21 protein-coding genes and 1 riboswitch are annotated in these 24,160 nt (G+C 58.4%); of the genes, 4 read left to right on the plus strand and 17 right to left on the minus strand.

Translation table 11 applies throughout. The annotated features are described in order from the left end of the window. Positions 1–2: 2 nt before the first annotated feature. From thiD to EKM04_RS13620, 3 genes are read right to left on the minus strand one after another with little or no spacing between them, the layout of a single operon-like run. Entirely contained in the window at positions 3–803 is an 801-nt protein-coding gene (gene thiD, locus EKM04_RS13610; protein ID WP_174155538.1) for a bifunctional hydroxymethylpyrimidine kinase/phosphomethylpyrimidine kinase, read from the minus strand. Next, on the minus strand, positions 800–1,456 hold the full coding sequence (thiE, locus tag EKM04_RS13615; RefSeq protein WP_183894979.1) for a thiamine phosphate synthase: 657 nt from the start codon (positions 1,454–1,456) through the stop codon (positions 800–802). The genes thiD and thiE overlap by 4 nt, the downstream gene beginning before the upstream one ends. Further along, a complete protein-coding gene (locus tag EKM04_RS13620) occupies positions 1,446–2,183 on the minus strand; it encodes a hydroxyethylthiazole kinase (RefSeq protein WP_183894981.1) in 738 nt (245 codons plus the stop codon). The genes thiE and EKM04_RS13620 overlap by 11 nt, the downstream gene beginning before the upstream one ends. Before the next feature lie 65 nt (positions 2,184–2,248). Then, positions 2,249–2,352, minus strand: a riboswitch (TPP riboswitch). 198 nt (positions 2,353–2,550) lie between these two features. Between EKM04_RS13620 and EKM04_RS13625 the strand changes: the two genes are divergently transcribed. Further along, positions 2,551–4,794, plus strand: coding sequence for a heavy metal translocating P-type ATPase (locus EKM04_RS13625; protein ID WP_183894982.1), 2,244 nt, complete (start codon positions 2,551–2,553; stop codon positions 4,792–4,794). Here the strand turns inward: EKM04_RS13625 and EKM04_RS13630 are convergent. Continuing rightward, the gene (locus EKM04_RS13630; protein ID WP_183894984.1) at positions 4,791–6,116 is read right to left on the minus strand and encodes an NAD(P)/FAD-dependent oxidoreductase; all 1,326 of its coding nucleotides are present in this window, start codon (positions 6,114–6,116) and stop codon (positions 4,791–4,793) included. The two genes, EKM04_RS13625 and EKM04_RS13630, sit on opposite strands and share 4 nt — an antisense overlap. A 227-nt stretch (positions 6,117–6,343) precedes the next feature. On the opposite strand from EKM04_RS13630, the gene EKM04_RS13635 reads away from it, so the two are divergent. Continuing rightward, a complete protein-coding gene (locus EKM04_RS13635; protein WP_174155533.1) occupies positions 6,344–6,820 on the plus strand; it encodes an Lrp/AsnC family transcriptional regulator in 477 nt (158 codons plus the stop codon). Between the two features lie 9 nt (positions 6,821–6,829). Here the strand turns inward: EKM04_RS13635 and EKM04_RS13640 are convergent, their stop codons facing one another. The 7 genes from EKM04_RS13640 to EKM04_RS13670 form a co-directional block, all read right to left on the minus strand. Then, a complete protein-coding gene (locus tag EKM04_RS13640; RefSeq protein WP_183894986.1) occupies positions 6,830–8,494 on the minus strand; it encodes an ABC transporter ATP-binding protein in 1,665 nt (554 codons plus the stop codon). Then, positions 8,494–9,336, minus strand: coding sequence for an ABC transporter permease (locus tag EKM04_RS13645; protein WP_183894988.1), 843 nt, complete (start codon positions 9,334–9,336; stop codon positions 8,494–8,496). The genes EKM04_RS13640 and EKM04_RS13645 overlap by 1 nt, the downstream gene beginning before the upstream one ends. Positions 9,337–9,338: 2 nt before the next feature. After that, positions 9,339–10,289 carry an ABC transporter permease gene (locus tag EKM04_RS13650; RefSeq protein WP_183894990.1) on the minus strand — a complete coding sequence of 317 codons (951 nt, stop codon included), beginning with the start codon at positions 10,287–10,289 and terminating at the stop codon, positions 9,339–9,341. A gap of 133 nt (positions 10,290–10,422) precedes the next feature. Next, positions 10,423–12,036: an ABC transporter substrate-binding protein gene (locus tag EKM04_RS13655; protein ID WP_183894992.1), complete on the minus strand. Its 1,614-nt coding sequence runs from the start codon at positions 12,034–12,036 to the stop codon at positions 10,423–10,425. Positions 12,037–12,110: 74 nt separating this feature from the next. Further along, complete coding sequence (locus EKM04_RS13660) at positions 12,111–12,827, minus strand: HAD-IA family hydrolase (RefSeq protein WP_183894994.1); 717 nt, start codon at positions 12,825–12,827, stop codon at positions 12,111–12,113. Positions 12,828–13,055: 228 nt separating this feature from the next. Continuing rightward, positions 13,056–14,429 carry an aspartate aminotransferase family protein gene (locus tag EKM04_RS13665; protein ID WP_183894996.1) on the minus strand — a complete coding sequence of 458 codons (1,374 nt, stop codon included), beginning with the start codon at positions 14,427–14,429 and terminating at the stop codon, positions 13,056–13,058. Between the two features lie 14 nt (positions 14,430–14,443). Beyond that, positions 14,444–15,277, minus strand: a complete 834-nt coding sequence (locus tag EKM04_RS13670) for a GNAT family N-acetyltransferase (protein ID WP_183894998.1) — start codon at positions 15,275–15,277, stop codon at positions 14,444–14,446. 321 nt (positions 15,278–15,598) lie between these two features. On the opposite strand from EKM04_RS13670, the gene EKM04_RS13675 reads away from it, so the two are divergent. Further along, positions 15,599–16,267, plus strand: coding sequence for a haloacid dehalogenase type II (locus tag EKM04_RS13675; RefSeq protein ID WP_183895000.1), 669 nt, complete (start codon positions 15,599–15,601; stop codon positions 16,265–16,267). A gap of 27 nt (positions 16,268–16,294) precedes the next feature. Then, positions 16,295–17,572, plus strand: a complete 1,278-nt coding sequence (locus EKM04_RS13680) for an NAD(P)/FAD-dependent oxidoreductase (RefSeq protein ID WP_183895002.1) — start codon at positions 16,295–16,297, stop codon at positions 17,570–17,572. Positions 17,573–17,613: 41 nt separating this feature from the next. Here EKM04_RS13680 and EKM04_RS13685 read toward each other — a convergent pair whose 3' ends face one another. From EKM04_RS13685 to argE, 6 genes are all read right to left on the minus strand, one after another. Continuing rightward, positions 17,614–19,071: an NAD-dependent succinate-semialdehyde dehydrogenase gene (locus EKM04_RS13685; protein ID WP_183895004.1), complete on the minus strand. Its 1,458-nt coding sequence runs from the start codon at positions 19,069–19,071 to the stop codon at positions 17,614–17,616. 13 nt (positions 19,072–19,084) lie between these two features. Next, complete coding sequence (locus EKM04_RS13690; RefSeq protein ID WP_183895005.1) at positions 19,085–20,131, minus strand: tartrate dehydrogenase; 1,047 nt, start codon at positions 20,129–20,131, stop codon at positions 19,085–19,087. Positions 20,132–20,145: 14 nt separating this feature from the next. Continuing rightward, positions 20,146–21,609, minus strand: a complete 1,464-nt coding sequence (locus EKM04_RS13695) for an aldehyde dehydrogenase family protein (RefSeq protein ID WP_183895006.1) — start codon at positions 21,607–21,609, stop codon at positions 20,146–20,148. Between the two features lie 12 nt (positions 21,610–21,621). Then, the gene (locus EKM04_RS13700; protein WP_174155520.1) at positions 21,622–21,984 is read right to left on the minus strand and encodes a cupin domain-containing protein; all 363 of its coding nucleotides are present in this window, start codon (positions 21,982–21,984) and stop codon (positions 21,622–21,624) included. A gap of 21 nt (positions 21,985–22,005) precedes the next feature. Continuing rightward, positions 22,006–22,929 carry a 2-hydroxyacid dehydrogenase gene (locus tag EKM04_RS13705; protein WP_183895007.1) on the minus strand — a complete coding sequence of 308 codons (924 nt, stop codon included), beginning with the start codon at positions 22,927–22,929 and terminating at the stop codon, positions 22,006–22,008. Between the two features lie 102 nt (positions 22,930–23,031). After that, a complete protein-coding gene (gene argE, locus EKM04_RS13710; RefSeq protein WP_183895008.1) occupies positions 23,032–24,156 on the minus strand; it encodes an acetylornithine deacetylase in 1,125 nt (374 codons plus the stop codon). Between the last annotated feature and the right edge of the window lie 4 nt (positions 24,157–24,160).

Raw genomic sequence — 24,160 nt, forward strand, 5'->3', positions numbered from 1 at the left:
GATCAGGCACTCCACCAGCGGTAAAAGTGGTGCACAGGCCCGTGACCGTGGCCAATATGCAGGTTTCGACCCGCAGCCAGCGCGCCTTGCAGATAATCCTTTGCCAGTCCAATCGCGTCTGCCAGGGGGTATCCAAGAGCCAGATTTGCAGTGATGGCCGATGCGAGCGTGCAGCCGGTGCCGTGGTCGTTGGTCGTGTCGATACGGGGCATGGAAAATTCCAGCACGTCGTCACCATCCAGTAGAAGATCGACGCTTTCAGAACCCGTGCCATGCCCACCCTTGATCAAAACGGCGCCAACACCTGTCTTCAGGATTGCTTCCGCCTGACGGATCACATCCTGCTTGTTCGTTGCCACCGGTTGATCGCTCAGAAGCGCTGCTTCCGGCAAATTCGGGGTGGCCAGGAGTGCCAAAGGCAGCAGCCTGTTGCGCAGGCTTTCAACGGCATCTTCCTGCAGGAGACGATCGCCGGATGTCGCCACCATAACCGGGTCCAAAATGACCCGTTTGCCAGCATGACGCAAACCCGCAGCAATCGTCTCGATGGTCTCGATGCGCGAAACCATCCCGATCTTCACAGCCCCGATATCGAGGTCTGAGAAAACGGCGTCCATTTGTGCGGCGATCATGTTTGCTGAGATATCCTCAACTGCTGTCACGCCTCTCGTGTTCTGTGCCGTAATTGCCGTTATCACAGTGGCGCCAAAAACGCCGAGCGCCGAAAATGTCTTGAGATCGGCCTGGATCCCGGCCCCCCCGCTGCTGTCGGACCCGGCGATGGTCAGGGCAATGGCGGTCATCGGGATGCCTCCAGCGCGGCATCCACCCGGTGGCGGAAATCAACCGTTGCTGCCGCAATATCCACGGCGCGGAAAAGTGCAGAAATAACGGCAACACCATCGGCGCCAGCCTGAATAACGGGTTCGACCCGCTCCAGCGTGATGCCAGCGATAGCCCCGACCTGCAGATCGGGCCGATGGTTGCGAAGATAGGTGCGGAGGTCGCGCAACCCCTCCAAGCCAACCGGCGTATCTGGGTTGACCTTGGAGACCGTTTCGAAGACGCCGCCAATGCAAGCATAGTCCGCAGGCGCTCGGGCAACACGCTCTGCGTCGCTCATGTTCTTGACGGTCAGGCCGATAATCGCGTCCTGTCCCAGCAAGCGTCGGGCTGTCTGCGCATCCATATCGTCGGCGCCCAGATGCACGCCATCTGCGCCGGATGCCAATGCCACATCAACACGGTCGTTGATGACAAGAGGAACGCCTGTCCCTTTCAAGGCTTCGACCATGAGGCTGGCCTGTTCAATCATCTCGCGGGTCGATGCTTGCTTGTCACGATATTGGATAATCGTTGCGCCGTGCCGTGCCGCAACGGCTGCAAGTTCCGGCAAGGGTGCGATATCGGCAAGCGATGCGTCCACCAAAGCGTTCAGCCTGTAATCAATCCTCATTGTGCTCAATCCTTGCAAGGGACAGAATGTCGTTGGTGTTGACCGTATCCAGCGCGTCCAGAAAGGCCGCTTCGAAGGTACCGGGACCGCGTGCGTGTCTGGCGGCAAGCTGCGCCGATACGCCTGTTACCGTGAGCGCCGCTGCGGCCGCCAACATTGCGTCAGGCTCGACGGCCATAAAAGCGGCGATCACCCCGCCGGAGAGGCAACCGGTGCCGGTCACCTTCGCCATCCATGGATGGCCGTTGACGATATTGATCTTGCGGCCATCATCCTTCAGCTCATCTTCAGGGCCAGTCTGTATGCGCAGCGCTTTGCCGATGTCGCCGATAACAGCCATTTCGGCCGCGTTGCCGCGGACGATCGTCGGGTGAAGGGTGATCAGTTCCTGCGCAAACATCAACCGTGAGGGCGAGTAATCGCAGTGAACGGGGTCTACGATCCAAGGTTTACCCTCGGCATTTGCGACCTCCACGGCAATGCGAATGACCTTGCGTCTCGCGGCATCCAACGTGCCGAGATTGACGGTCAGCGCGTCGACCTTGGAAACGAAGCTTTCGATTTCCTCTTCCGAAGAGGTCATGGAGGGGATGCCGCCGACAGCGGTGATGCCGTCAGCGGTGAACTTCTGAACGACGGTGTTCATCAGGCAATGCACCCGTGGTCGTCGCTGCCGTACACGCGACAGAAGCTCTGCAGCGCTGTTTGCCGTCGGGAAGCTCGCCATGGGTCTCTCGCTCCAGATGTATCATCACGGAGATCACGCACGAAGGAAGAAGAGAAAAGCTTGACCATTGGCAGACTGTTCCGTTCCTACGCCGGCATGACCCGGATCAGGTAAATAAGAGTTTGACCAAGTCATCTCAGCGCTGAAAAGCGCACCCCTCGAACTGGTTGATTTTTTAAGAAAACTTAAGAGTGATGTCAATCATCGCTACGCTGAACCGGTGGTTCCCGCCAGATTTTTGGAAACAGGCTCCATGCACATACGCGGAGTCCTTTCCAATTTTATATCGTGAAATACTGTTTTTCCTCTTGTAGCTCTAGTGGCTATAGGTCGTAAGGCTTTGCTCACAGATGAGAAGGACCACCTGATGAGCACGGCTTTGCAGACCAGATTTCGTGTAGAGGGCATGGACTGCGCCTCTTGTGCCACCAAGATCGACACTGCGGTGCGTCGCATGGATGGCGTGGAGGATGTATCGGTGTCCGTTACAGCGGGAACGATGACCGTCAGCCATGACGACAGGAGCGATCTGGTTGCCATCGGCAAAAAGGTGAGCGGGCTTGGTTATGAGGTCAAGCAATTGCCTGCGGGTGGCTCCAGCGCACCGGTGGCCTCGCATGAGCACGGTCCTAGTTGCTCCCATGATCACGGTCACAATCACGACCATCATGGTCATAGTCACGCGCCCCTTGCTGCGACTTCGGTTGCCGTTGAGGGGCTGCATGGTCACGACCATGGCCCGGGCAATGGCCCTTGGTGGAAAAGCAAGAAGGGGCGGGCGACCATTCTTGCCGGTCTGGCGCTGGTCGTTGCCTATGGGATCGGCCATCTGGTCCCGGATATTCAGTTCTACGCTTTCACCGCCGCGATGCTTGTCGGTCTCGTTCCCATCGCCCGACGTGCTTTTATGGCCGCCCGCGCCGGAACGCCGTTTTCCATTGAAATGCTGATGACCATCGCCGCCGTGGGCGCGCTTGTGATCAATGCTACGGAAGAGGCTGCTGCGGTTGTCTTCCTGTTTCTTGTGGGGGAGCTTCTGGAAGGTGTGGCCGCCGGTAAAGCCCGGGACAGCATCAAGTCTCTTGCGGCGCTCGTTCCCAAGACGGCATTTGTCGAGGAGGCCGGAAAAACCCGGGAGGTGCCTGCCGAAAGCCTTACCCTTGGCGCGATTATACTCGTGCGTCCCGGTGACCGCATTTCGGCCGACGGAACGATCCTTTCTGGCCAAAGCGCCATTGATGAAGCACCCGTAACGGGGGAAAGCGTGCCGGTTCATAAAAAGCCCGGTGACACCGTTTTTGCCGGAACTGTGAATGGCGATGGTGCCATACGGGTGAAAGTGACCGCCACGGCGCAGGATAACACCATTGCTCGCGTGGTGAAGCTGGTGGAGGAAGCACAGGAGAAAAAAGCGCCGACCGAACGGTTCATCGATCGCTTTTCCAGATATTACACACCGGCCGTGGTTGTGGTTGCAGCCTTGGTGGCGACCATACCGCCACTCTTCATGGGGGGTGAATGGGACGAATGGGTCTACAAAGGCCTTGCCATTCTGCTGATCGGTTGCCCTTGCGCATTGGTCATTTCCACGCCAGCTGCCATTGCCGCGTCCCTTTCCGCCGGTGCGCGTCAGGGTCTGTTGATGAAAGGTGGCGCGGTTCTGGAAGGTCTTGGCAAGTTGACGGCCGTTGCGCTGGACAAGACCGGTACATTGACCGAAGGCAAGCCGAAGGTTACCGACATCGTTCCTTTCGAATTCACAGAAGCGGACGTCTTGCGTCTGTCAGCCGCCCTCGAAACAGGGTCCAGCCACCCGCTTGCCTTGTCCATTCTTGCCAAGGCTGCCGAACACGGCGTTGATATTCCAGCGGCCAGCGACGCCAAGGCGCTGGGCGGCAAGGGGGTAACGGCCGTCGTTGAGGGGCAGGAAACATTCCTTGGTTCTCCGCGGGCAGCAGGCGAGCGTGTTGCTCTCTCCGAGCACCATCAGCAGGTCATCACGGCGCTCAACGACGAGGGAAAGACCGTTTCCGTTCTCGTCGTCGGCAAGCGGTTGGCCGGTGCCATAGCCATGCGTGATGAACCGCGTGCCGATGCCATCACCGGTCTCACTCAGCTGAAAGAGCGTGGAATCAGAATCGTGATGCTGACGGGCGATAATAAGCGCACGGCAACGGCAATCGGCCAGACACTGGGAATCGACGTGCGCGCCGAACTGATGCCAGAAGACAAGCAACGGATTGTCGGAGAGTTGAAAGCAGAAGGCCTTGTCGTTGGCAAAGTGGGAGACGGCATCAATGATGCGCCAGCGCTGGCGGCGGCCGATATCGGCATCGCCATGGGTGGCGGAACGGATGTCGCGCTGGAGACGGCCGATGCCGCCATCTTGCACGGTCGCGTTGCCGATGTCGCCCGCATGGTCGATCTGTCCAAACGCACCATGCGCAACATCCACCAGAATATCGCCATGTCGCTGGGTCTGAAGGCCGTGTTTCTGATCACGACGATCATAGGCATCACCGGACTCTGGCCCGCTATTCTCGCAGACACTGGCGCGACCGTTCTTGTCACGCTCAACGCCTTGCGGTTGTTGCGGACCTCGAAGGCTTAAAACTCCGCCACCTTGCCCCATACGGAGGTGTTGAGCCGGGCGGGGCGGTAAGGAACGGGATCGACTATGGGTGGCGCACCGCTGACGATATCGGCCACGAGATGTCCCGCGCCGGGGCCGATACCAAACCCATGGCCGCTGAAACCGGCGGCGAGGATGAGGCCAGGGATGGTTTCCACTTCACCAATGGCTGGGACGCCGTCGGGTGTGCTATCGATGAAACCGGCCCAGCTGTTGGCCATGGTCGTCTTTCGCAACTCCGGCAACAGCGCCAGAGCGCGGCGGAGTGTTTCATCGATCTGTGTCTGGTCGGTTTTAGGATCGAGAATGCGGTTCTTCTCCATCGGGGTGACGTCGTCCATCCGCCATTTTTTCAACGTCTCATGGCCCGCTTTCCAACCTTCCAGTCCGCCGATGGCCAGGCTTTTCCGGCGTTTGAGAAACATCGGGACGAACTCGCGGGAGAAGCGAAGCTGCTGCGGTGTGGGATCGACACGTGCCCTGCCGCTGATGGCCAGCGTGTAGCCGCCATCGACCCGGCTGGTGATGGAAACATCTGCCGTGTGCAGCGCGTCGGGTAGCCCTTGCGCGCCTGCTGTGACGGATAGAATCGACGATCGAACCGATGCCTGCGGAAAGCGGATGCCGAGCTGGTGGCAGAAGGAAGAGGCCCAGGCGCCGCCCGCCAGCACCACGGTTTTGGTCGCAATCGTGCCCTTTTCTGTAACGACACCGCAAACGCGTCCAGCCTGTAACTCGAGACCGCGCGCAGCGCACATCTGGTGCACGCTTCCACCAAGCTTCATGATGGCGCGCGCGACGACAGGTGCTGCCCGAGACGGGTCGGCAATGCCATCCGTCGGTGAAAACACACCACCCTTCCAATCGCGGTTGGTCGCGCTGCCGCGCTGCCTCGCCTCATCTGCACTCAACATATGCGTGGTGACGCCAACGGTACGGGCAAAATCGCGCCACCGCGCCCAACCTTCGATTTCGGCTTCGTTATTGCTGAGATAGAGCAAGCCGCAACGGCGGAAGCCGGTGTCTTCACCGGTGTCGGCTGCGAAACGTTCCCATAGCGCCAAGCTATGCGTGGACATTGGCAGTTCACGAGCATCGCGATTCTGCTGCCTGCACCAGCCCCAGTTTCGGCTGCTTTGCTCGGCACCAACACGGCCTTTTTCGACCAGTGCCACCTTCAATCCGCGCTGGGCCAGATAATAGGCGGAAAACACACCTGCAACGCCGCCGCCGATCACGACGACATCCGCCTCATTGGGTAGGTCGGGGGTGGTTTCGATACGGTGTAGCGGTGCGGGCATGGTATTCTCCTGTAGGCGTCCCATACTATCAGCCACGTCGTTTTGCGCCTGCCGCAGGACGCGGCTCTGGCAGAATTTTATTCTGTAGCGAATGGCCCCGCCGCATCTATCTGCCAAAATCGCATTTCAAGCCTCTGCGATGTTGGCATTGTGGCGGTTTTGCTTGCGCGACCAGCGTTGCCGCATATTATGCTGTGTCACGATGACCCAGCAGGAAATGTGGCACCATGAAGCTTGACCGTATCGACATCAAGATTCTCCATGAACTTCAGAAGAACGGCCGCATCACCAATGTGGAACTGGCGGAGTTGGTGAACCTTTCACCAAGCCCGTGCCTGATGCGCGTCAAGAAATTGCAGTCTGAAGGGTTCATCACCAGCTATTCCGCGCATATCAACATCGGCAAGCTCGGTCAGACGCTGACGGTCTTTACCGAGGTGACACTGAAGAACCACCGGCAGATTGATTTTGCCCGCTTTCTCACTGCTGTCGAAAAGCTGGATTCGGTGATCGAATGCCACCTCGTTTCCGGTGGTTATGACTATCTGCTCAAATTCGTTACCGGCAGCATCGGCGAATATCAGACGATCATGGAGCGTTTGATCGACATGGATATCGGCATCGACAAATATTTCAGCTTCGTCGTGCTGAAGTCACCGATCGTCAAACCGCACATGCCGCTGACCAGCCTGTTCCCGATGTAGTGCCTACGCTTAACGCTTGGCAAAGGCGCGCACCAGTTCCGGGTCTCGCTCGAGGCTATCCAGCCAGTGGGTATCGAGCTTGGGAACGGACGAAAACAGAAGCTTGGAGTAGGGGTGGGCATCGGCGTTGCCGATCGCCGATGGCGGCATTTGCTCCACCTTTTCCCCCGCATACATCACAGCGATTTCGTCGCAGATTGCCTGAACCACCGAGAGATCGTGGCTGATGAAGATGTAGGAGAGTTTTAGCTCGCGCTGCAATTCCTTGAGAAGGTCGATGATGGCGGCGGCAACGACCGTGTCCAGCGCGGAGGTAATCTCGTCGCAGAGAATGACCTTGGGATTGGCAGCCAGGGCACGGGCAAGGTTGACGCGCTGTTTCTGCCCGCCAGAAAGTTCACCGGGCCGCCGGAACTTCATGTTGCGTGGCAGTTGCACCATGTCGAGCAATTGCTCCACGCGTGCTTCGCGGGCACGCCTGTCCATGTCGTAGTAAAATGCCAGCGGCCTCTCCAGAATATCGGAAATCGACTTGGAGGGGTTGAGGGCGGTATCGGCAAACTGGAAAACGATCTGCAATTTGCGTAGCTCTTCACGCTGGCGGTCCCGCGCGTTGGGGGCCAGTTCCCTGCCATCGAAAATGACGTGGCCTGAAACGGGTGGCAGGATACCTGCGATCGCACGCGCCAGCGTGGATTTGCCGCAGCCGGATTCACCGATAATGCCGAGATTGCGGCCTTCTTCCAAGGAGATATCGACCGATTTCAGGGCAAGTGCCAGCGGCAGCCCGTTTGGCTGGATCGGACCGTAACCCGCGGTGATGCCCTTTGCTTCCAGCAAAGGCTTTTTGCCAGCAGACGCATTCGCATCGGCGGCACTTGCATGAATACGGGGCTTAAAGGCTGCCAGCAATTCCTGCGTATAGGGATGCTCGGGGCGGTTGATGATCTGGTCCGTCGTGCCGATTTCCTGGATTTCGCCACCCTTGAGAACGACGATCCGGTCCGCGATCTGCGCAACGACGGCGAGGTCATGCGAGACATAGACACCCGCCAGATGACCCGCCTTCATGACGGATTTGAACGCCCGCAGAACCTCGATCTGGGTGGTCACGTCAAGCGCCGTCGTCGGCTCATCGAAGATCACCAGACGCGGATTGCCGATCAGCGCCATCGCAGCCGAAAGGCGTTGCAATTGCCCTCCGGAGACCTGGTGCGGGTAGCGATCACCGATGGTCTCGGCATTGGGCAGAGCCAGCGCTTGAAACAGCTCGACAGCTTTCTGTTTTGCGTCCGTATCGCTCATCAGCCCATGAATGCGGACGACCTCGATGACCTGATCCATGATGCGCTGTGCGGGATTGAAGGCCGCTGCAGCGCTTTGCGGCACATAGGCGACATCCGTGCCGCGCAGCTTGGATAATCCTTTTTGAGAGGTCGCAGCCATGTCGTTGCTGCCCAGTCGTACGGAGCCCCCGACGATTTTGCAGCCCGGGCGGGTGTGGCCCAGCATCGTCAAGGCTATGGTCGTTTTGCCCGAACCGCTCTCGCCGATCAGGGCGACGATCTCGCCATCGGCGATATCGAAGCTGACGCCGCGAATGATCTCGACGGTGCGACCGGTATCGGTTTTGGCCTCGACCTTCAGGTCACGTATTTCAACGAGATTGGCCATCACGCACTCCTGTCACGAATTTTCTGCGGCAGATTGTCGATCAGCATGTTGACGCTGATGGTGAGTGTCGCGATGGCAACTGACGGGAACATCACCGCTGGCGCACCGAAGGAAAGACCTCCGATGTTTTCCCGCACCAGCGCGCCCCAGTCTGCATTGGGTGGCTGTACGCCAAGGCCAAGGAAGGAGAGACCGGAGAGAAGCAGCACGATGAAGACGAAGCGCAGCCCGAAATCGGCCAGCACCGGCCCCAATATGTTCGGCAGGATCTCAGCGCGAATGATGTAGAAGACACCTTCACCGCGCGCGCGCGCCACGGTCACAAAATCCATCGTGTTGATGTTGACCGCGAGCGCACGGGCAAAGCGGTATGAGCCGGGCATGTAAATGATCGCCATCGTCATGATCAGGATTGGGATGGAAGGACCAAGTGCCGCAACGATGACCAGACCGAAAAGCTTGCTGGGTATGGAAATCAATGCATCCAGAAAGCGCGACAGGCACTGGTCGAACCAGCCACCGGCCACCGCCGCACACATGCCCAGCGTCACGCCCGAAAAGCAGGCTATGAGAACGGATGCCAGGGAGATGCCGACCGTGTAGCGCGCACCCATGAGGATCCGTGAGAAGATGTCGCGCCCCAGATAGTCGGTGCCCATGATGAACTTTTCCGACATGGGGCCGAAATAGTCGAAATCAACGATATCCCCGACCGGATAGGGAATCAGCAGCGGTGCGAAGATCGCAATCAGTGCCCAGAAGAGAATGACACTTGCCGCTGCAATGCCGATGGCATTGAAACGATAACCGAAGCTGCGGGGAGAAAGCGCGATACGGGCCATGGTCAGCGAAGCCTCGGATTGGCGACGATGGCGATGATGTCGGCGATGGTGATCAGGACGAGATAACCGAGGCAGAAGATCATCGCACATGTCTGGATGAGGGGCAGGTCACGGGTGGCGACGGCGTCCACCATCAACTTGGCAATGCCCGGATAGTTGAAGATGGTCTCGACGATGATGACACCGCCCAGCAGATAGGACACCGAAAGTGCCACCGCGTTGACGATCGGGCCAAGGGCATTGGGCAGCGCGTGCCGTAACACCATTCGTGACCGTGATGCGCCTTTCAACAGCGCCATTTCCACATAGGGCGTGTCGAGTGTTTCGATCACGGCGGCACGCGTCATGCGGATCATCTGCGCGGAAATCACGAAGCTGAGCGTGATGACGGGCATGGCGAACACCCGCAGCAACTCACCGAACGAGTGGACCTCGTTGGCGAAGGCGAGTGCTGGCAGCCACTTCAGATAGACCGCAAAAATCAGGACGGCGGAGGTTGCGACCATGAATTCAGGCACGGAGATCACCGCGATGGTGACTGTGGTGACGATGCGATCATAGACGGTGCCGCGCATGATGGCGGCGGTGATGCCGAGCGTCAGCGCGATGGGAATGGAAAACAGCGCCGTGACAGCAGCGAGCTTCATCGTATTGGCCAGACGGACGCCGATCAGATCGGCAATGGCCATGTTGTTGGCGTAAGACTTGCCCAGATCGCCCATGGCAAGACCGCCCAGCCAGCGCAGGAACCGCAAAATGGCCGGATCATCCAGATGCATGGCGGTGCGAAGACCCGCTACGGCCTCAGGCGTTGCGGATTGGCCGAGCAGGATCTGCGCCACGTCGCCGGGCAACATTTCGGTCGCGAAAAACACGGTAAAGGAGACGATCAAAAGGGTGATGATCGTGATGAACAGCCGGTTCACCACAAGTGCAAGGACATGTTTGTTCATGCAGCCTCTCTTTCGAAAACGATCACGGCTCCCGGTGATGGCATTGTCCGACCAAAGGCCGCCAATAGCAATGCGGGGGAGGGAGCAAGCGAACTAGTGCCCGCCACAGGATGCGGCGGGCAAAGGTCCGAAATCAGGCTTCGAGCCAGACGTGTTCGGCAAAGCCGTAACCCATCATGCCACCAAGCGGGCTGGGCAGTAGGCCTTTCAGCTTGGAAGAGATGCCATCGACGTTGGAAATATAGACCGGGATGATCGTGCCAGCCTCTTCGGCGATCATAACCTGCATCTCGTTATAGATCGTCTTGCGTTTTTCAATGTCGAGCAGGCCGCGGGCTTCCACCAGCATCTTGTCAAATTTCTCGGACTTGTACTGGCTCTCGTTCCACGGTGCGTTGGATGCATAAAGCAGGGAGAAGAGGATGTCCGGTGTCGGGCGCGGGTTGATATTGCCGAAATGCATGGGGGCTTTCAGCCAGTAATTCGACCAGTAACCATCCGAAGGAACGCGCTGAACATCGAATTTCATGCCGACCTGCGCGCCTGCGGCCTGCACCACCATGGCCATGTCGATGGAGGACGCGGCGGCTTCGGAAGCGACGACCGGGATCGACTGACCGATGAGACCGGCTTTTTCGAAATGGAACTTTGCCTTGTCGGGATCGAAGGCTTTCGGCTTCAAATCCTTGTTGTGATACATGTTGGCTGGCGAAACCGGCTGGTCGTTGCCGATTTCGGCCAGACCACGCAGCACGGACTTCTGGATCTGTTCGCGATTGACCAGATATTTCATGCCCTGCACGAAATCGGCCTTGTCGCCCGGCGCCATGTCGAGGCGCATGTTGAGGTTGGTGTAGTTGCCGGAGGTCGTTTTGGAGATGACGACGTTTGGCTGGCCCTCCATCAGGCGAATGGCACGTGGGTTGACGGATGCGGCCAGCTGGATATCGCCAGCCAGAAGCGCGTTGACGCGAGCCGTATCGTCGGAAATTGCGAAGAATTCGAAGGAGTCGAGATACGGTCCCTCGGACTTCCAGTAGTTCTTGTTCTTCGTGGCGACGGAGCGAACGCCGGGCTCGAACACTTCGCAGACGAAAGCGCCGGTGCCGTTGGCCTTGGTGAAGTCCGTGGTGCCATCGGCGATGATCATGAAGTGGTGCAAGGCGAGGATGGTGGGAAGGTCGGCATTGGCATTTTCAAGGGTGATTTCCACCGTCAACTCATCCACGGCCTTGAAGCCGGTCATCTGCTTGGCGATCGAATTGACCTTGGAGCCAACCGCAGGGTCGAGATGGCGCTTGAGAGAATAGACGACATCAGCCGATGTCAGCGATTTTCCATCGTGGAACGTGACGCCCTTGCGCAGTTTGACGGTCCAGACCTTGGCATCCTTGCTGTCGATGCTTTCAGCCAGCTCCATCGTCGTCATGCCCGCCTGATCGATGTTGGACAGGCGGTTGTAGAAGGCGCTGCAACGAACATAATCCGTGGAAAGCGATGCCTTGGCGGGATCGAGCGTATCGGCGGTGGAGGAGGACCATCCGGCTGCCTTCAAGGAACCGCCCGAAACCGGAGTTGCGGCGAATGCCTGACCGGCGCGTCCCAGAATGGCGGAACCTGCGGTCATGGCAACACCGCCCGCCATCAGCATCTTGAGAAGGTCGCGGCGGCTCGCACCCTGGCGAATGGCGTTCTCAACCATCGCATCGTCGGTGGAAGTCCAGTTGATGAGTGTGTTATCGGTCATGTTCATTCCCCTTTATTGTTAAAGTCACGGGTCGAACGGCTTATGGATGCCGCTTTTACCCTTGGAGGGCAGCGTCAGGCGTCGTGTTTCTCCTCCACAGCGTCGGCAAGCGCGGCCATGGAGGTGAAATGGAAATCGGGTTGGGTGAAATTTTCAGGCTCGATGGTTCCACCATAGCCCTTTTGTGCATGGCGTCGTTCAATCCAGCAGTTCGTCATGCCAAGCTTTCGGGAAATCCCGATATCGTGGTACTGGCTTTGCGCAACATGCAGGATATCGTCCTTGGTGTTGCCTTCGGACTGAACGAATTCAAAGACGTAGTTGAAAAACGCGGGGTCCGGCTTTTCGGTGCCGGTGTCATCAGCGGTGAAGCCCTGATAGAACGGGTTTCCTAGCTCTTGCGAGAAACATTCGAAAGCCCAGCGCTGGGCATTTGTCATGGCGATCAGCCGGTATCGGGTCGCAAGCTGCGCCAGCGCCTTGGTGCTATCTGGAAACGCCTTCCATCCTTTCGCGGAATCGCGAAGACGTTCGCCAAGAACACGGTCGGCAGGTAGGCCGAGCTCTGGTGCAATCACCAGATAAACGCGCACGAGATCATCGGGAAACAGGCCGACATCCGGCAGATAGCGGGCTGCACGGTACAATGTCAGCGCTGCCTCGGCATCGAGAGTAACACCGTTTTCGCCGGCGATCTGCTGCAGGCAATCCGTCAGGCCGCTTTCAAAATCGATCAGCGTTCCCACCACGTCGAAGCTCAGATATTTGAAGTCTGCTAAACTCTTCGGCAATGTCATGCTCCTGTTTTAAAAGCGGATCGCGGATGATGATGGTGGCCTGGCAGAATTCTATGCTGTGGGTTTTTTCCCCTGATCGCGTCTTTTCCGGCTTTTCTGTCCTATTTGGCCTTCGTTGCGTCCATCATCGCAAGAATTGATCGCGAGATTCGCTGAAAGACCAGACCCCTGCGGCACAATATTCTGAATATGCCATCAAAGCGGTATTTCCAGCGCAGCCCCTCAGGCCATGGCTGAACGAACGTCCGGGTCTTCCAGCGTCTGGTCGAGCGTCATCCGCGTGCGCTCGATGATGGCGTCGATCTCGCTGTCGGTGCAGCACAGCGGCGGTGCATAGCCCAGTACGCCGTTACCGAAGGCGCGGATGACAAGGCCATTGTCCCAGGCGCGGTCGAAAATGCGGCGCGATGGATCGGCGGCAGCGGGTAGAGGCGTTTTCTTTTGCTTGTCGGTGACCAGTTCGATGGCTGCCAGCATGCCGCGGCCGCGGACATCACCAACCAGCGGATGGTCGGCCAGGCTGTGCAATCCGGCCATCAGGCGCGCACCGGCTTTGACACCGTTTTCGAGCAGCCCGTTTTCATAAAGTCTCAGCACTTCCAGCCCGACGGCGGCGCTGACCGGGTGTGCGGAATAGGTGTAGCCATGGCCAATAGCAGAGGCACCGGCACCATCGGCAATCGTATGATAGACCCTGTCGGACATGAAGACCGCCCCCATCGGCACGTAGCCGGAGGTCAGGCCCTTTGCCGTGGTCATGAAATCCGGCACAACATCTTCATCCGAACACGCAAACAGCGGTCCGGTGCGGCCAAAGCCGGTAATGACTTCGTCGGCAACGAGAAGAACATCATGGTCCTTGCACACCTTATGCATTGCCTTCAGCCAGCCATCCGGTGGCACCAGAACGCCGCCCGAACCCTGGATCGGCTCCACATAGAAAGCCGCGACCCGCTCAGCGCCGATCTCTTCGATCTTCGCCCGCAGGGCTGCAACCGAACCATCGATAATTGCCTGAGGATCAGTGCCGACAGGGTTGCGATAGGCATAGTGCGACGGAATTTTGTGCTGCCAGTCAAACGGCAATCCGAAGCCAGCGTGGAAGATTGGCAGGGCCGTCAACCCCGCACCAACAGTGCTGGAGCCGTGGTATCCCTGCTCGAGCGAAATGAACTGGTCTTTCTGCGGCGTGCCCAGAGAGTGGTAATAATAGCGGATGAAGCGGATGGTGCTATCCACCGCATCGGACCCGCCCAGTGTGAAGTAGATGTGGTTGAGATCGCCCGGCGAACGATCTGCAAGTTCCGATGCCAGACGGATCGCCGGTTCCGAACCCAGGCTGAAATAACCCGTCGCGTAGGGAAGCTCACGCATCTGCTTTGCCGCCGCTTCCACGATACTCTCATGTCCGTAACCGGCATTGACACACCATAGGCCCGCGAAGCCGTCGATCATCTGGTGGCCGGTCATGTCCGTCACCGTCGCGCCTTTGGCAGATTTCATCACCCTGACACCGAGCTTTTCATGGCCCCTGTAGGATGCAACCGGATGAACCAGATGTGCGCGGTCAAGTTCGATGAGGGAATTGCTGAGCATAACGATCTCCAGGATCAACCGAGGGCCTGACTGGCCAGTGCAAATGTTTTGACGGTGGTGTTTTCGCGCGGCTTGCCATCACGAACCATGGCAATGCCGCCGCCGACATGGGCAAGGCCAAGCTCCGTCAGCCATGGGGCGAGACCGCTCTCCTCGCTGGTATCGACACGCATGAACCGGCCTTCTTGCCCTGCGAAGAGAAAGGACAGCATATGCCTCGCCTCATCAGCATTTCCTGCTACGATCGGCCCGGCGACTTCGCCACGCCCGAAGCGGCGGATCGCGCCGAAACCCGCAATACGCCCATCGTGGCGAATGACGGCCAAACGGCCGTGGACTGCCAGATAGTCGATCAGATTGTGACGGTCCATGCCGCATGCGGCGTGATCAAGTTCCGCGCATTCGGCCGCATCCGCAGCATTGGCCCATTCAACATGAGCAGGCGATGGTATAGACAATATCGGCCCTTGATGCTGAACGATGCGGTGCGTCTCGCGAAACCCAAGCTTTTCATAAAGCGGCAGGCCATCGCGGGTGGCAACCAGCCTGCATTCGCGCCCGCTTGCTGCATTCAGGGCAAAATCCATCAAGCGCTTGCCGATACCCAGGCCACGCATGGCTTCATCCACGATGACCATGTTGATGGTTGCCACGTCGTCACCATAAAGCGTTGCCATCGCTGTGCCCAGAACGCGGTCCTTGTGAATGGCAGCAACACCCTTGCTGAGCGATAGGCTCATCGCCCAGTCTTCTCGGCGATGGGGCCATTGCGCCTGTTGTGAAAGCGATAGCGCTCCCTCCAGATGGGCTGTGGTCATTTCAACAAGATCGATCTGGTTCGCCAGCATGGCGGCTTCCCTCGCGGCATATGTGCTTTTCTATTTGATAACCCTCAGCGGGAAGAACATCGTCCTGACCTCGGCACCGGTGCGGCAGGTTTACACTGTATGTGTCGCTGGCCGCCGCATCTTATGCTGTGGGGAAAATCGGAGAAACCATGCGGGCGATGCGGATGGGCATTTCGCGCAACTCTCTGCCAAAGCTTCGCATCTATACGCAACAATCTGCTTTGCTGATGGCGATTGCGGTGACTGCAACCGGATTCACGCACCTATGATGGGCGTCATAAAGGAATGCATCCGAACAGCCCATCCAGAGGACAAAATCGTATGACCCAGTTTCGGCCCAAATACATCACCTTCGATTGCTACGGCACCTTGACCCATTTCCAGATGGCCGAAGCAGCGCAGACGCTTTACGGCGACCAACTGGATTCGGACAAGATGGTGCAGTTCATCAAGAATTTTGCGGCCTACCGACTTGATGAAATCATGGGCGACTGGAAACCCTATAATGAGGTCGTTCATAATGCGGTTGAGCGAGCCTGCCGCAAGAACGGCGTGACCTTCAAGGACGAGGATGGCCGTTTCGTTTACGAGCAGGTTCCGACCTGGGGTCCGCATGCGGACGTGCCGGCAGGCCTTGCGAAAGTTGCGAGGGAAATTCCGCTGGTCATTTTGTCGAATGCCATGGATGAACAGATCATGCACAATGTGGAAAAGCTCGGCGCGCCTTTCCATAAGGTCTACACCGCGCAGCAGGCCAATGCCTACAAGCCTCGTTTCCAGGCGTTCGAATATATGTTCGACATGCTGGGCTGCAACCCGGAAGACATTCTGCATGTCTCCTCGTCTTTCCGCTACGACCTGATGTCGGCGCATGACCTCGGCATCAAGAACAAGGTCTGGGTCAACAGGGGCCATGAGCCAGCCAATCCCTACTACGGCTATACCGAAATCAAGGATATCTCCGGCCTTGCTGGCGTTGTCGGGCTTTAAGGTGGTTCATAAAGGCGAATGAAGACCATGCAGTTCAAATCCTACTGGCACGATACCGCTCCGGTCTTCACCTCTGCGACAGAGGGGCCGGTCGAAGGCACGTTCGATGTCGCCATTATCGGTGGCGGCTTTACCGGTCTGTCGGCCGCCCGCACTCTGGCAAAGGGCGGCGCGACAGTGGTCGTGCTGGAAGCGCAACATGTCGGCTTCGGTGGCTCCGGCCGCAATGGCGGGCACCTGAACAACGGCATCGCCCACAGCTTCGTATCCGCCAAGGAACATCTGGGCGTGGAGCGCGCGAGCGCGCTCTACCGCGCTTTCGACAATTCCGTCGATACGATCGAGGCAATCGTTGCTGAAGAGGGCATCGATTGCAACTTCCGTCGGGCCGGTAAGCTGAAGCTGGCGTCCAAACCTGCGCATTTCGATGCGATCGCGAAGAATTTCGACGTGGTCAACAGAGAGATTGACCCTGACACGGCGCTTCTTTCCAAGCCGGAGCTGGAAAACGAAATAGGCTCGGAAAACTTCTACGGTGCGATGCTCTCGAAGAAGAGTGCCATGATGCATATGGGCCGTTTCGTCCACGGTATCGCGGAAGCTTGTGTGCGCCACGGCGCGACGATCTTTGAAAAGGCACCGGTGACGGGTCGCAGCGAGCAGGGGGGTATCCATCGTCTTACCACGTCCCGTGGTTTCGTTGAGGCGCGCAACGTCATCGTTGCCACCAATGCTTATACCGCTGGTCCGTTCGACTATTTCAAACGCCGCATCATTCCGGTTGGCAGCTTCATCGTGGCAACGCGGCCCTTGAGCGATGCGGAGATCGCGTCCGCGATGCCCGGCAACCGCACCTGCGTCACCTCCATGAACATCGGCAACTATTTCCGCCTGTCGCCGGACAATCGTCTGATCTTCGGCGGCCGCGCGCGGTTTTCTGCGACATCGGATGCGCGTTCTGATGCCAAGAGCGGAGAAATTCTCAAGAGCGGCTTGACCGAAATCTTCCCGCAGCTTCGAGGCGTCGACATCGACTATTGCTGGGGCGGTCTGGTCGGCATGACGAGCGACCGCTTCCCCCGTGCGGGAGAAGTCGAAGGGTTGAACTTTGCCATGGGTTATTCCGGCCACGGTGCGCAAATGTCGATCCACATGGGAACGCTTCTGGCAGACAAGCTGCTGGGCAAGCCGGACCGAAATCCATTGAAGGGGCTGGATTGGAACGCCGTGCCCGGCTATTCCGGCAAGCCATGGTTCCTGCCGGTTGTCGGCTTTTATTACAAAATGCTCGATAAATTTCAGTGATGCAAAAAGCCCGCAACGCCAACGTTGCGGGCTCCCTTGTTTCAGTTCAATCCACCGATGTGGAATGACTTCATTTCAAGATATTCCTCGATGCCGCATTGCGCACCTTCACGGCCAAGGCCGGATTGTTTGACGCCGCCGAAGGGTGCGACTTCCGTGGAAACAGACCCGGTGTTGAGACCAATCATCCCGAATTCCAGTGCTTCCGCCACCCGCCAGGAGCGCTTCAGGCTTTCCGTGTAGAAATAAGCGGCAAGGCCGAACGGCGTACCATTTGCAATTTTGAGCGCTTCTTCTTCCGTATCGAAGCGGAAAAGCGGCGCGACGGGTCCGAAGGTTTCCTCATCGGCCAGCAACATATCCGTTGTGGCTCCACCCAGAACGATCGGTGCGGTAAACTGCGAACCTTCGGGCAGCGCAGAAACCTTCGATATGATTTCAGCACCCTTGGAAAGGGCATCTTCGATATGACGATTGATCTTGTCGATGGCGGCGGCGTTGATCATTGGGCCGATATCGATATTGGCATCCGTGCCGGGGCCGACCTTCATGGCTGAAACCCGCGCCGAGAGCTTGGCCGCAAAGGTGTCATAGACGCCCGATTGAACCAGAATGCGGTTGGAGCAAACGCAGGTCTGTCCGCCATTGCGGAACTTGGATGCGATGGCACCCTCGACAGCCAGATCGATATCGGCATCGTCGAACACAATGAAGGGCGCATTGCCACCGAGCTCGAGACTGAGGCGCTTGATGCTGTCGGACGCACCGCGCATCAACAGGGAACCGACACGGGTGGAGCCGGTGAAGGAAATCTTGCGCACCGTCTCGTTGGCGAGCAGTTCGTTGCCGATTTCGGTCGGCATGCCGGTGACGATGTTGATGACGCCCGCGGGAATACCAGCCCGCTCCGCAAGAACACCGAGTGCCAGCGCCGAATAGGGCGTGAACTCGGACGGCTTGATGACGACGGTGCATCCGGCGGCAAGTGCGGGAGCCACCTTGCGGGTGATCATCGCATTGGGAAAATTCCACGGCGTGATGATGCCGCAAACGCCAACCGGCTCTTTCAGGACGACGATGCGTCTATCTGCGGTGGGCGAGGGAATGGTGTGGCCGTTGATGCGACGTGCTTCCTCGGAAAACCATTTGACGAAGGATGCGCCGTAGCGGATTTCGCCTTTGCCTTCAGCAAGGGGTTTTCCCTGTTCCATAGTTAAAAGCAGCGCGAGGTCGTCCTCATGAGCGACCATCAGCGCGTACCATTTGTCCAGAAGTGCTGCACGCTCGGCGTTTGTTCTGGCTTTCCATGGCGCAAAGGCTTTTGCTGCCGCCTCGATCGCTGCGCGTGTTTCCTCGCCGCCCATATCCGGCACCGTGCCCATCACTTTTTGTGTGGCGGGATCGATGACATCGACTGTCTTGCCAGATGCAGCGTCCAGCCACTTGCCGCCGATGAAACCCTGCTGCTGGAACAGGCCCTGATCTTTTAGAAAATTCATTCCATTTCCTCCTTCAAACCAGTGCGGTTAGCACGGCGGCAGTAATAGCGTCTGTCTTGTCCTTGCCCGGCACGGTTCCAATACCCTTGGCCGTCGTCGTTTCGATGGCCGAGATGATATCGGCTGCGGCTTGGGTCTCGCCGAGATGATCGAGCATCATGGCGCCAGACCAGATGGCTGCGATGGGATTGGCAATGCCGAGATGGGCGATATCGGGGGCCGAACCATGGACCGGCTCGAACATGGATGGCGCCGATTTGTCAGGGTTGATGTTGGCCGAAGCCGCAAAGCCAAGGCCACCCTGGATCGCCGCACCCAGATCGGTCAGAATATCGCCGAACAGGTTGGAAGCGACAACGACATCGAGGCTCTCGGGTGCCATGACCATGCGCGCCGCCATGGCGTCGATATGATAGTTCGTCACCTCCACGTCGGGATATTCGCCAGCAATCTTCGCCGTCATCTCGTCCCAGAACACCATGGAGTATTTCTGAGCATTTGACTTGGTGATGGACGCCAGTTTTTTACGACGGGAGCGTGCTTGGTCGAAACCGAAGCGCAGAATGCGTTCCACGCCCGTGCGGGTGAAGATCGAGGTTTCGACAGCCACTTCGTCAGGGGTGCCGACATGTACACGGCCACCCGCACCGGAATATTCGCCTTCGGTGTTCTCGCGAATGCACAGAATGTCGAAGCTGTCTTTCCGCAAGGGGCCCTCCACGCCCGGCAGCAGCCTATGGGGGCGGATATTGGCATATTGCACGAAGGCCTTGCGGATGGGCAGCAGCAGACCGTGCAGGGAAACAGCATCCGGCACTTCCGCAGGCCAGCCAACGGCACCCAATAGAATGGCATCATAGGTGCGCAGAATATCTATTCCATCAGCGGGCATCATCGCGCCGGTTTCCTTGTAGAAGGCGCAGGACCATGGTAACGTCTTGCCCGTCAAGGTGAACGTCCCCTGCCTGGCGGCTGCCGCCTGCAACACCTGCCATGCGGCATCCGTCACCGCAGTGCCGATGCCATCGCCGGGAATGAGAGCAATGGAATGATTTTTCATCTGAATTATCCGTTTCAAAGATCGATAAGAACGCTTTTTGACTTCCGGTTCGCCATGTAGGCATCGCGACCCAGATCCTTGCCGATGCCTGAGCTTTTATAACCACCGGTCGGCAGAATGTGGTCGCGGGATCTTCCGTAACGATTGACCCAGATCGTGCCCGCTTGCAACGCCCTGGTAACGCGAATGGCGCGGGAAAGATCGCGCGTGAACACGCCTGCCGCAAGGCCATAGGTCGGGTGATCTGCCAGTGCCAGCGCTTCGTCTTCATCCTCGAAGGTTTGCAGCGTCAGGACAGGTCCGAAGATTTCCTCTGCTAAAGCGGGTGAATCCTGCGAAACATTGCCAAGCAATGTCGGCGCGTAGAAATAGCCCTCTCGGTCCATGATCTGCCCGCCGGTCAGGCATTCGGCGCCTGCACTGATGGATGCGCGGACGATTGTGTCGATCCGCTCTATCTGTTTTTGTGAAATGATCGGGCTGTACTGGGTGTTTTCATCCCATGTCGGGCCGGTCTCGACGCCGCGCATGATGGTGGTGATGGCGGCGATGAGTTCCTCCGCAATCTCCCTGGCGACGATCAGGCGGGAACCCGCCACGCAGGCTTGTCCGGCATTGGAGATGATACTTTGCGCGACAGCTTTTGCCGTGCGGTTTATGTCGGCATCGGCAAACACCACCTGCGGGCTTTTCCCGCCAAGCTCAAGCGTCATCGGCTTGATCCCGGTTCGGGCGACATTCTGCATGATGGCGGAACCGGCAGCGGTAGAGCCGGTAAAGCTGACCTTGGAAATATCGGGATGACCGGTGATGGCGTTGCCGGTCACCATGCCATCGCCCAGTACGATATTGATGAGACCGGCAGGAATACCGGCCTCGACGGAAAGTTCGGCAATGCGCAGGCTTGAAAACGGCGTCATTTCAGATGGTTTCAACACCACGGCATTTCCTGCCGCCAGTGCGGGTCCGAGCTTCCACCCCGCCATCGACAACGGAAAATTCCACGGCGTGATGGCACCGACGACACCATAGGGCTCGGTCATGATCATTCCGAGACTGGTGTCGGACGTCGGAACGAGGTCACTGCCTTCCTTGTCCGCAAACTCCGCGAAGAAACGGATTTGTTCTGCCGTAACAGCGATATCGCCCGCGACCAGATGGCCGACGGGGCGGGTCGAAGACACGGCTTCCAGCTTTGCCAGATGTTCCGCGTCCTGTTCGATCAGATCGGCCCAACGGTGCATGGCCCGCGTTCGGTCGCGCGGCCGCAGACCGCTCCAGTTGCTGGTCTTCAACGCTTTTTTCGCTGTTTGCACCGCCTGATCCACCAGATCGGGGCCGGCAACAGGGCAATCGCCGAAGGCAGCGCCATCGGACGGGCGGTACATGGCGATGCCTTCGCTGGCAGCCACTGTCTCGCCGCCGATGAAGTGGTAATGCGGCAGCGAAATCGCGTCTGGATCGAAACTGAGCGTCATGGCCGTCGTTCCTTATGCAGGGTCGGTTACGGTCACATAGATCTTGCGAACCGTCTCGATGGTGCGCCATACGCCGACGAAACCGGGCTTCATCATGAAACTGTCTCCTGCACGGTAAGTAACGGTGTCGCCGCCCTTTTCGTCCAGTTCGATCACGCCGGAAATGATGTGGCAGAACTCATAGGTCGTGCCTTTGATGGAATGGGTTTCGCCGGGTGTCGCTTCCCAGATGCCGGTGTGGACGGTGCCATCACGGCAATCATCAAGCGCCCATGTCTTGAAGGAGGGGTTGCCGGAAATCAGACGCTCGGGCGTCGGCAGTGCTTCTTTTGGGGTGGTTTGCGGGTTGGTGTCGATACGGGTGATGAGAGACATGGGAAGTCCTTTCTGACGTGTTCAGTAGCCGCGGTTGCGGTCGATGAGGCCGATGGGGTCAAGGCCGCTGAGGTGGCGACGAATATTGTCGATGACGGCTTTTGCCGCCGTTTCCGGTTGGGTGACGGAAGCGACATGCGGGGTGATCATCACACCGGGATGCCGCCAGAGTGGATGGTCGGCGGGTAATGGTTCGGGGTCGGTAACGTCGAGCATCGCACCGGAGAGGTGGCCGCTATCGAGTGCATTGACGAGCGCAGTTTGATCGAGCTGCGGACCTCTGCCTGCGTGGAGAAGAGCCGCACCCGCTGGCAGTTTCGCAAAAAGGTCGGCGTTCAGAAAACCGCGCGTCTCCCGCGTCAGCGGCAACAAGCAGATGAGAATGTCGACGTTCGCCAGGAAGGCGTCCAACTGCTCTGCACCATGATGGCAGGTCACGCCGTCGATCTCATGGGCGCTGCGGCTCCAGCCAGACAGCGGAAATCCAAAGGGTTTCAGCCGTTCCAGAACCGCCTTGCCCAGATGACCGAGACCCAGTACGCCCACGGTCCTTTCATGCGCTTGTCGAACCGGCAATGCCTGCCACTTTGCCTGGGCCTGTTGGGCCAGATAGTCGGGCAGACGGCGGTGCAGCGCCAGCACACCCAGCGTCACATATTCCTGCATCATCCGGATGATGCCGTCTTCCACCATCCGAACCAGTTTGACATGGGCGGGCAGGGCAGACGCATCGAATTGATCGATACCGGCACCGATGGAAAACAGGATTTCCAGGTTGGCGTAGCGCGCAAGGTCGGCAGGAGCAGTCCAGGTGATGAGATAGCGGACACTGTGCGGATCGACGGTCGCCGGATCGGAGGAGAAGGCGACATCCGGCAATTCCTGCGCAAAAAGTTGAGCGAATATTTTCGCCCGTGCCGCGTCAGAATTGAACAGAAATGTCATGGGCCAGCCCTCGTTCTCATGTCAGTCGAAATTGGCCCAGTTCGAACGGCAGGATGCACTGAAGCGGCGATGGCCCGCAGCACATCTGACCGATTTGCTGGTTCAGGCGCTCAATCGCGCTCCAAGATCAACCAGCATGCTGCGGCAGGCGGAGAGCTCATCGCAGGTAACGAACTCGTTTGGCTTGTGGGCGCGTGCGATATCGCCGGGACCGCAGATAATGCTGTCGATCCCCGCCGCCTGATAGAGCCCGGCTTCGGTGCCGTAACTGACTGCCGCCAGCGGTTCTAAGCCGGTTAGATCATGCATGAGGGTGGCAAGCGGAGCATCGGCTGGCAGCGATAGGGCTGGATACGCGCTCAACATATCGAATGCAGTCTCGAAGCCGCTGATGCGCAGAGCCTCGGTCGCCTTGCGCAACGGCTCCAGCAAGGCTGCGGGTGAGACACCGGAAATCGCTCTCGCTTCGATGTCTGCCATGCAGAGATCCGGGATGATATTCACTGCCTGTCCGCCACTGATCTTGCCGACCTGAAGCGAAGAGTAGGGTGGTTCGAAATTGCTATCGAACGGGCCGTCCCTCAGCACAGTTGCGGCATGTACGGCGCTGGCCAGAACCTCGCTCATGGCATGGATGGCATTCAGGCCTTGATCAGGCCGGGAAGAATGGCCAGAACGTCCCTTGACGGTGATCCGTGCCGCGGCCTTGCCCTTGTGGGCTCTGATCGCGCGCAAACCACTTGGTTCTCCGACGATGCACATGTCCGGAAGCGCGCACAGCGTGGGGATGAGCTTGATGAGGTTTGGTACACCCTTGCAGCCCGCTTCCTCGTCATAGGAAAAGGCAAGATGGACCGGTCTCTTCAAGGGCATTTTTGCGAATTCGGACAGGGCCGCGAGGGCGCAGGCCAGAAAGCCCTTCATGTCGCTGGTGCCCCGTCCATAGAGCCGGTCGCCATCGTCGCGCAGTGCGAAAGGGTCAGACGACCAATCCGCTTCGCCCGCCGGGACGACATCCATATGGCCGGACAGGATGACGCCGGAACGATCGCGCGGGCCGACTGAGATGAAAAGATTGGAGCGATCACCCTCCGGCCCCAGCGCGGTTGTCACCTGTGCGCCACAGCGTCCGGCGTAGCCGGCTATCCATTCGACGATATCGGCATTGGCTTGCCCGACCACCGAGGGGAACGAGACCAATCGCTCCAATATGTCGAATTCCGTCATTGCT

It is taken from the genome of Rhizobium skierniewicense Ch11 (assembly GCF_023757665.1).
GTDB classification, from domain to species: domain Bacteria; phylum Pseudomonadota; class Alphaproteobacteria; order Rhizobiales; family Rhizobiaceae; genus Agrobacterium; species Agrobacterium skierniewicense.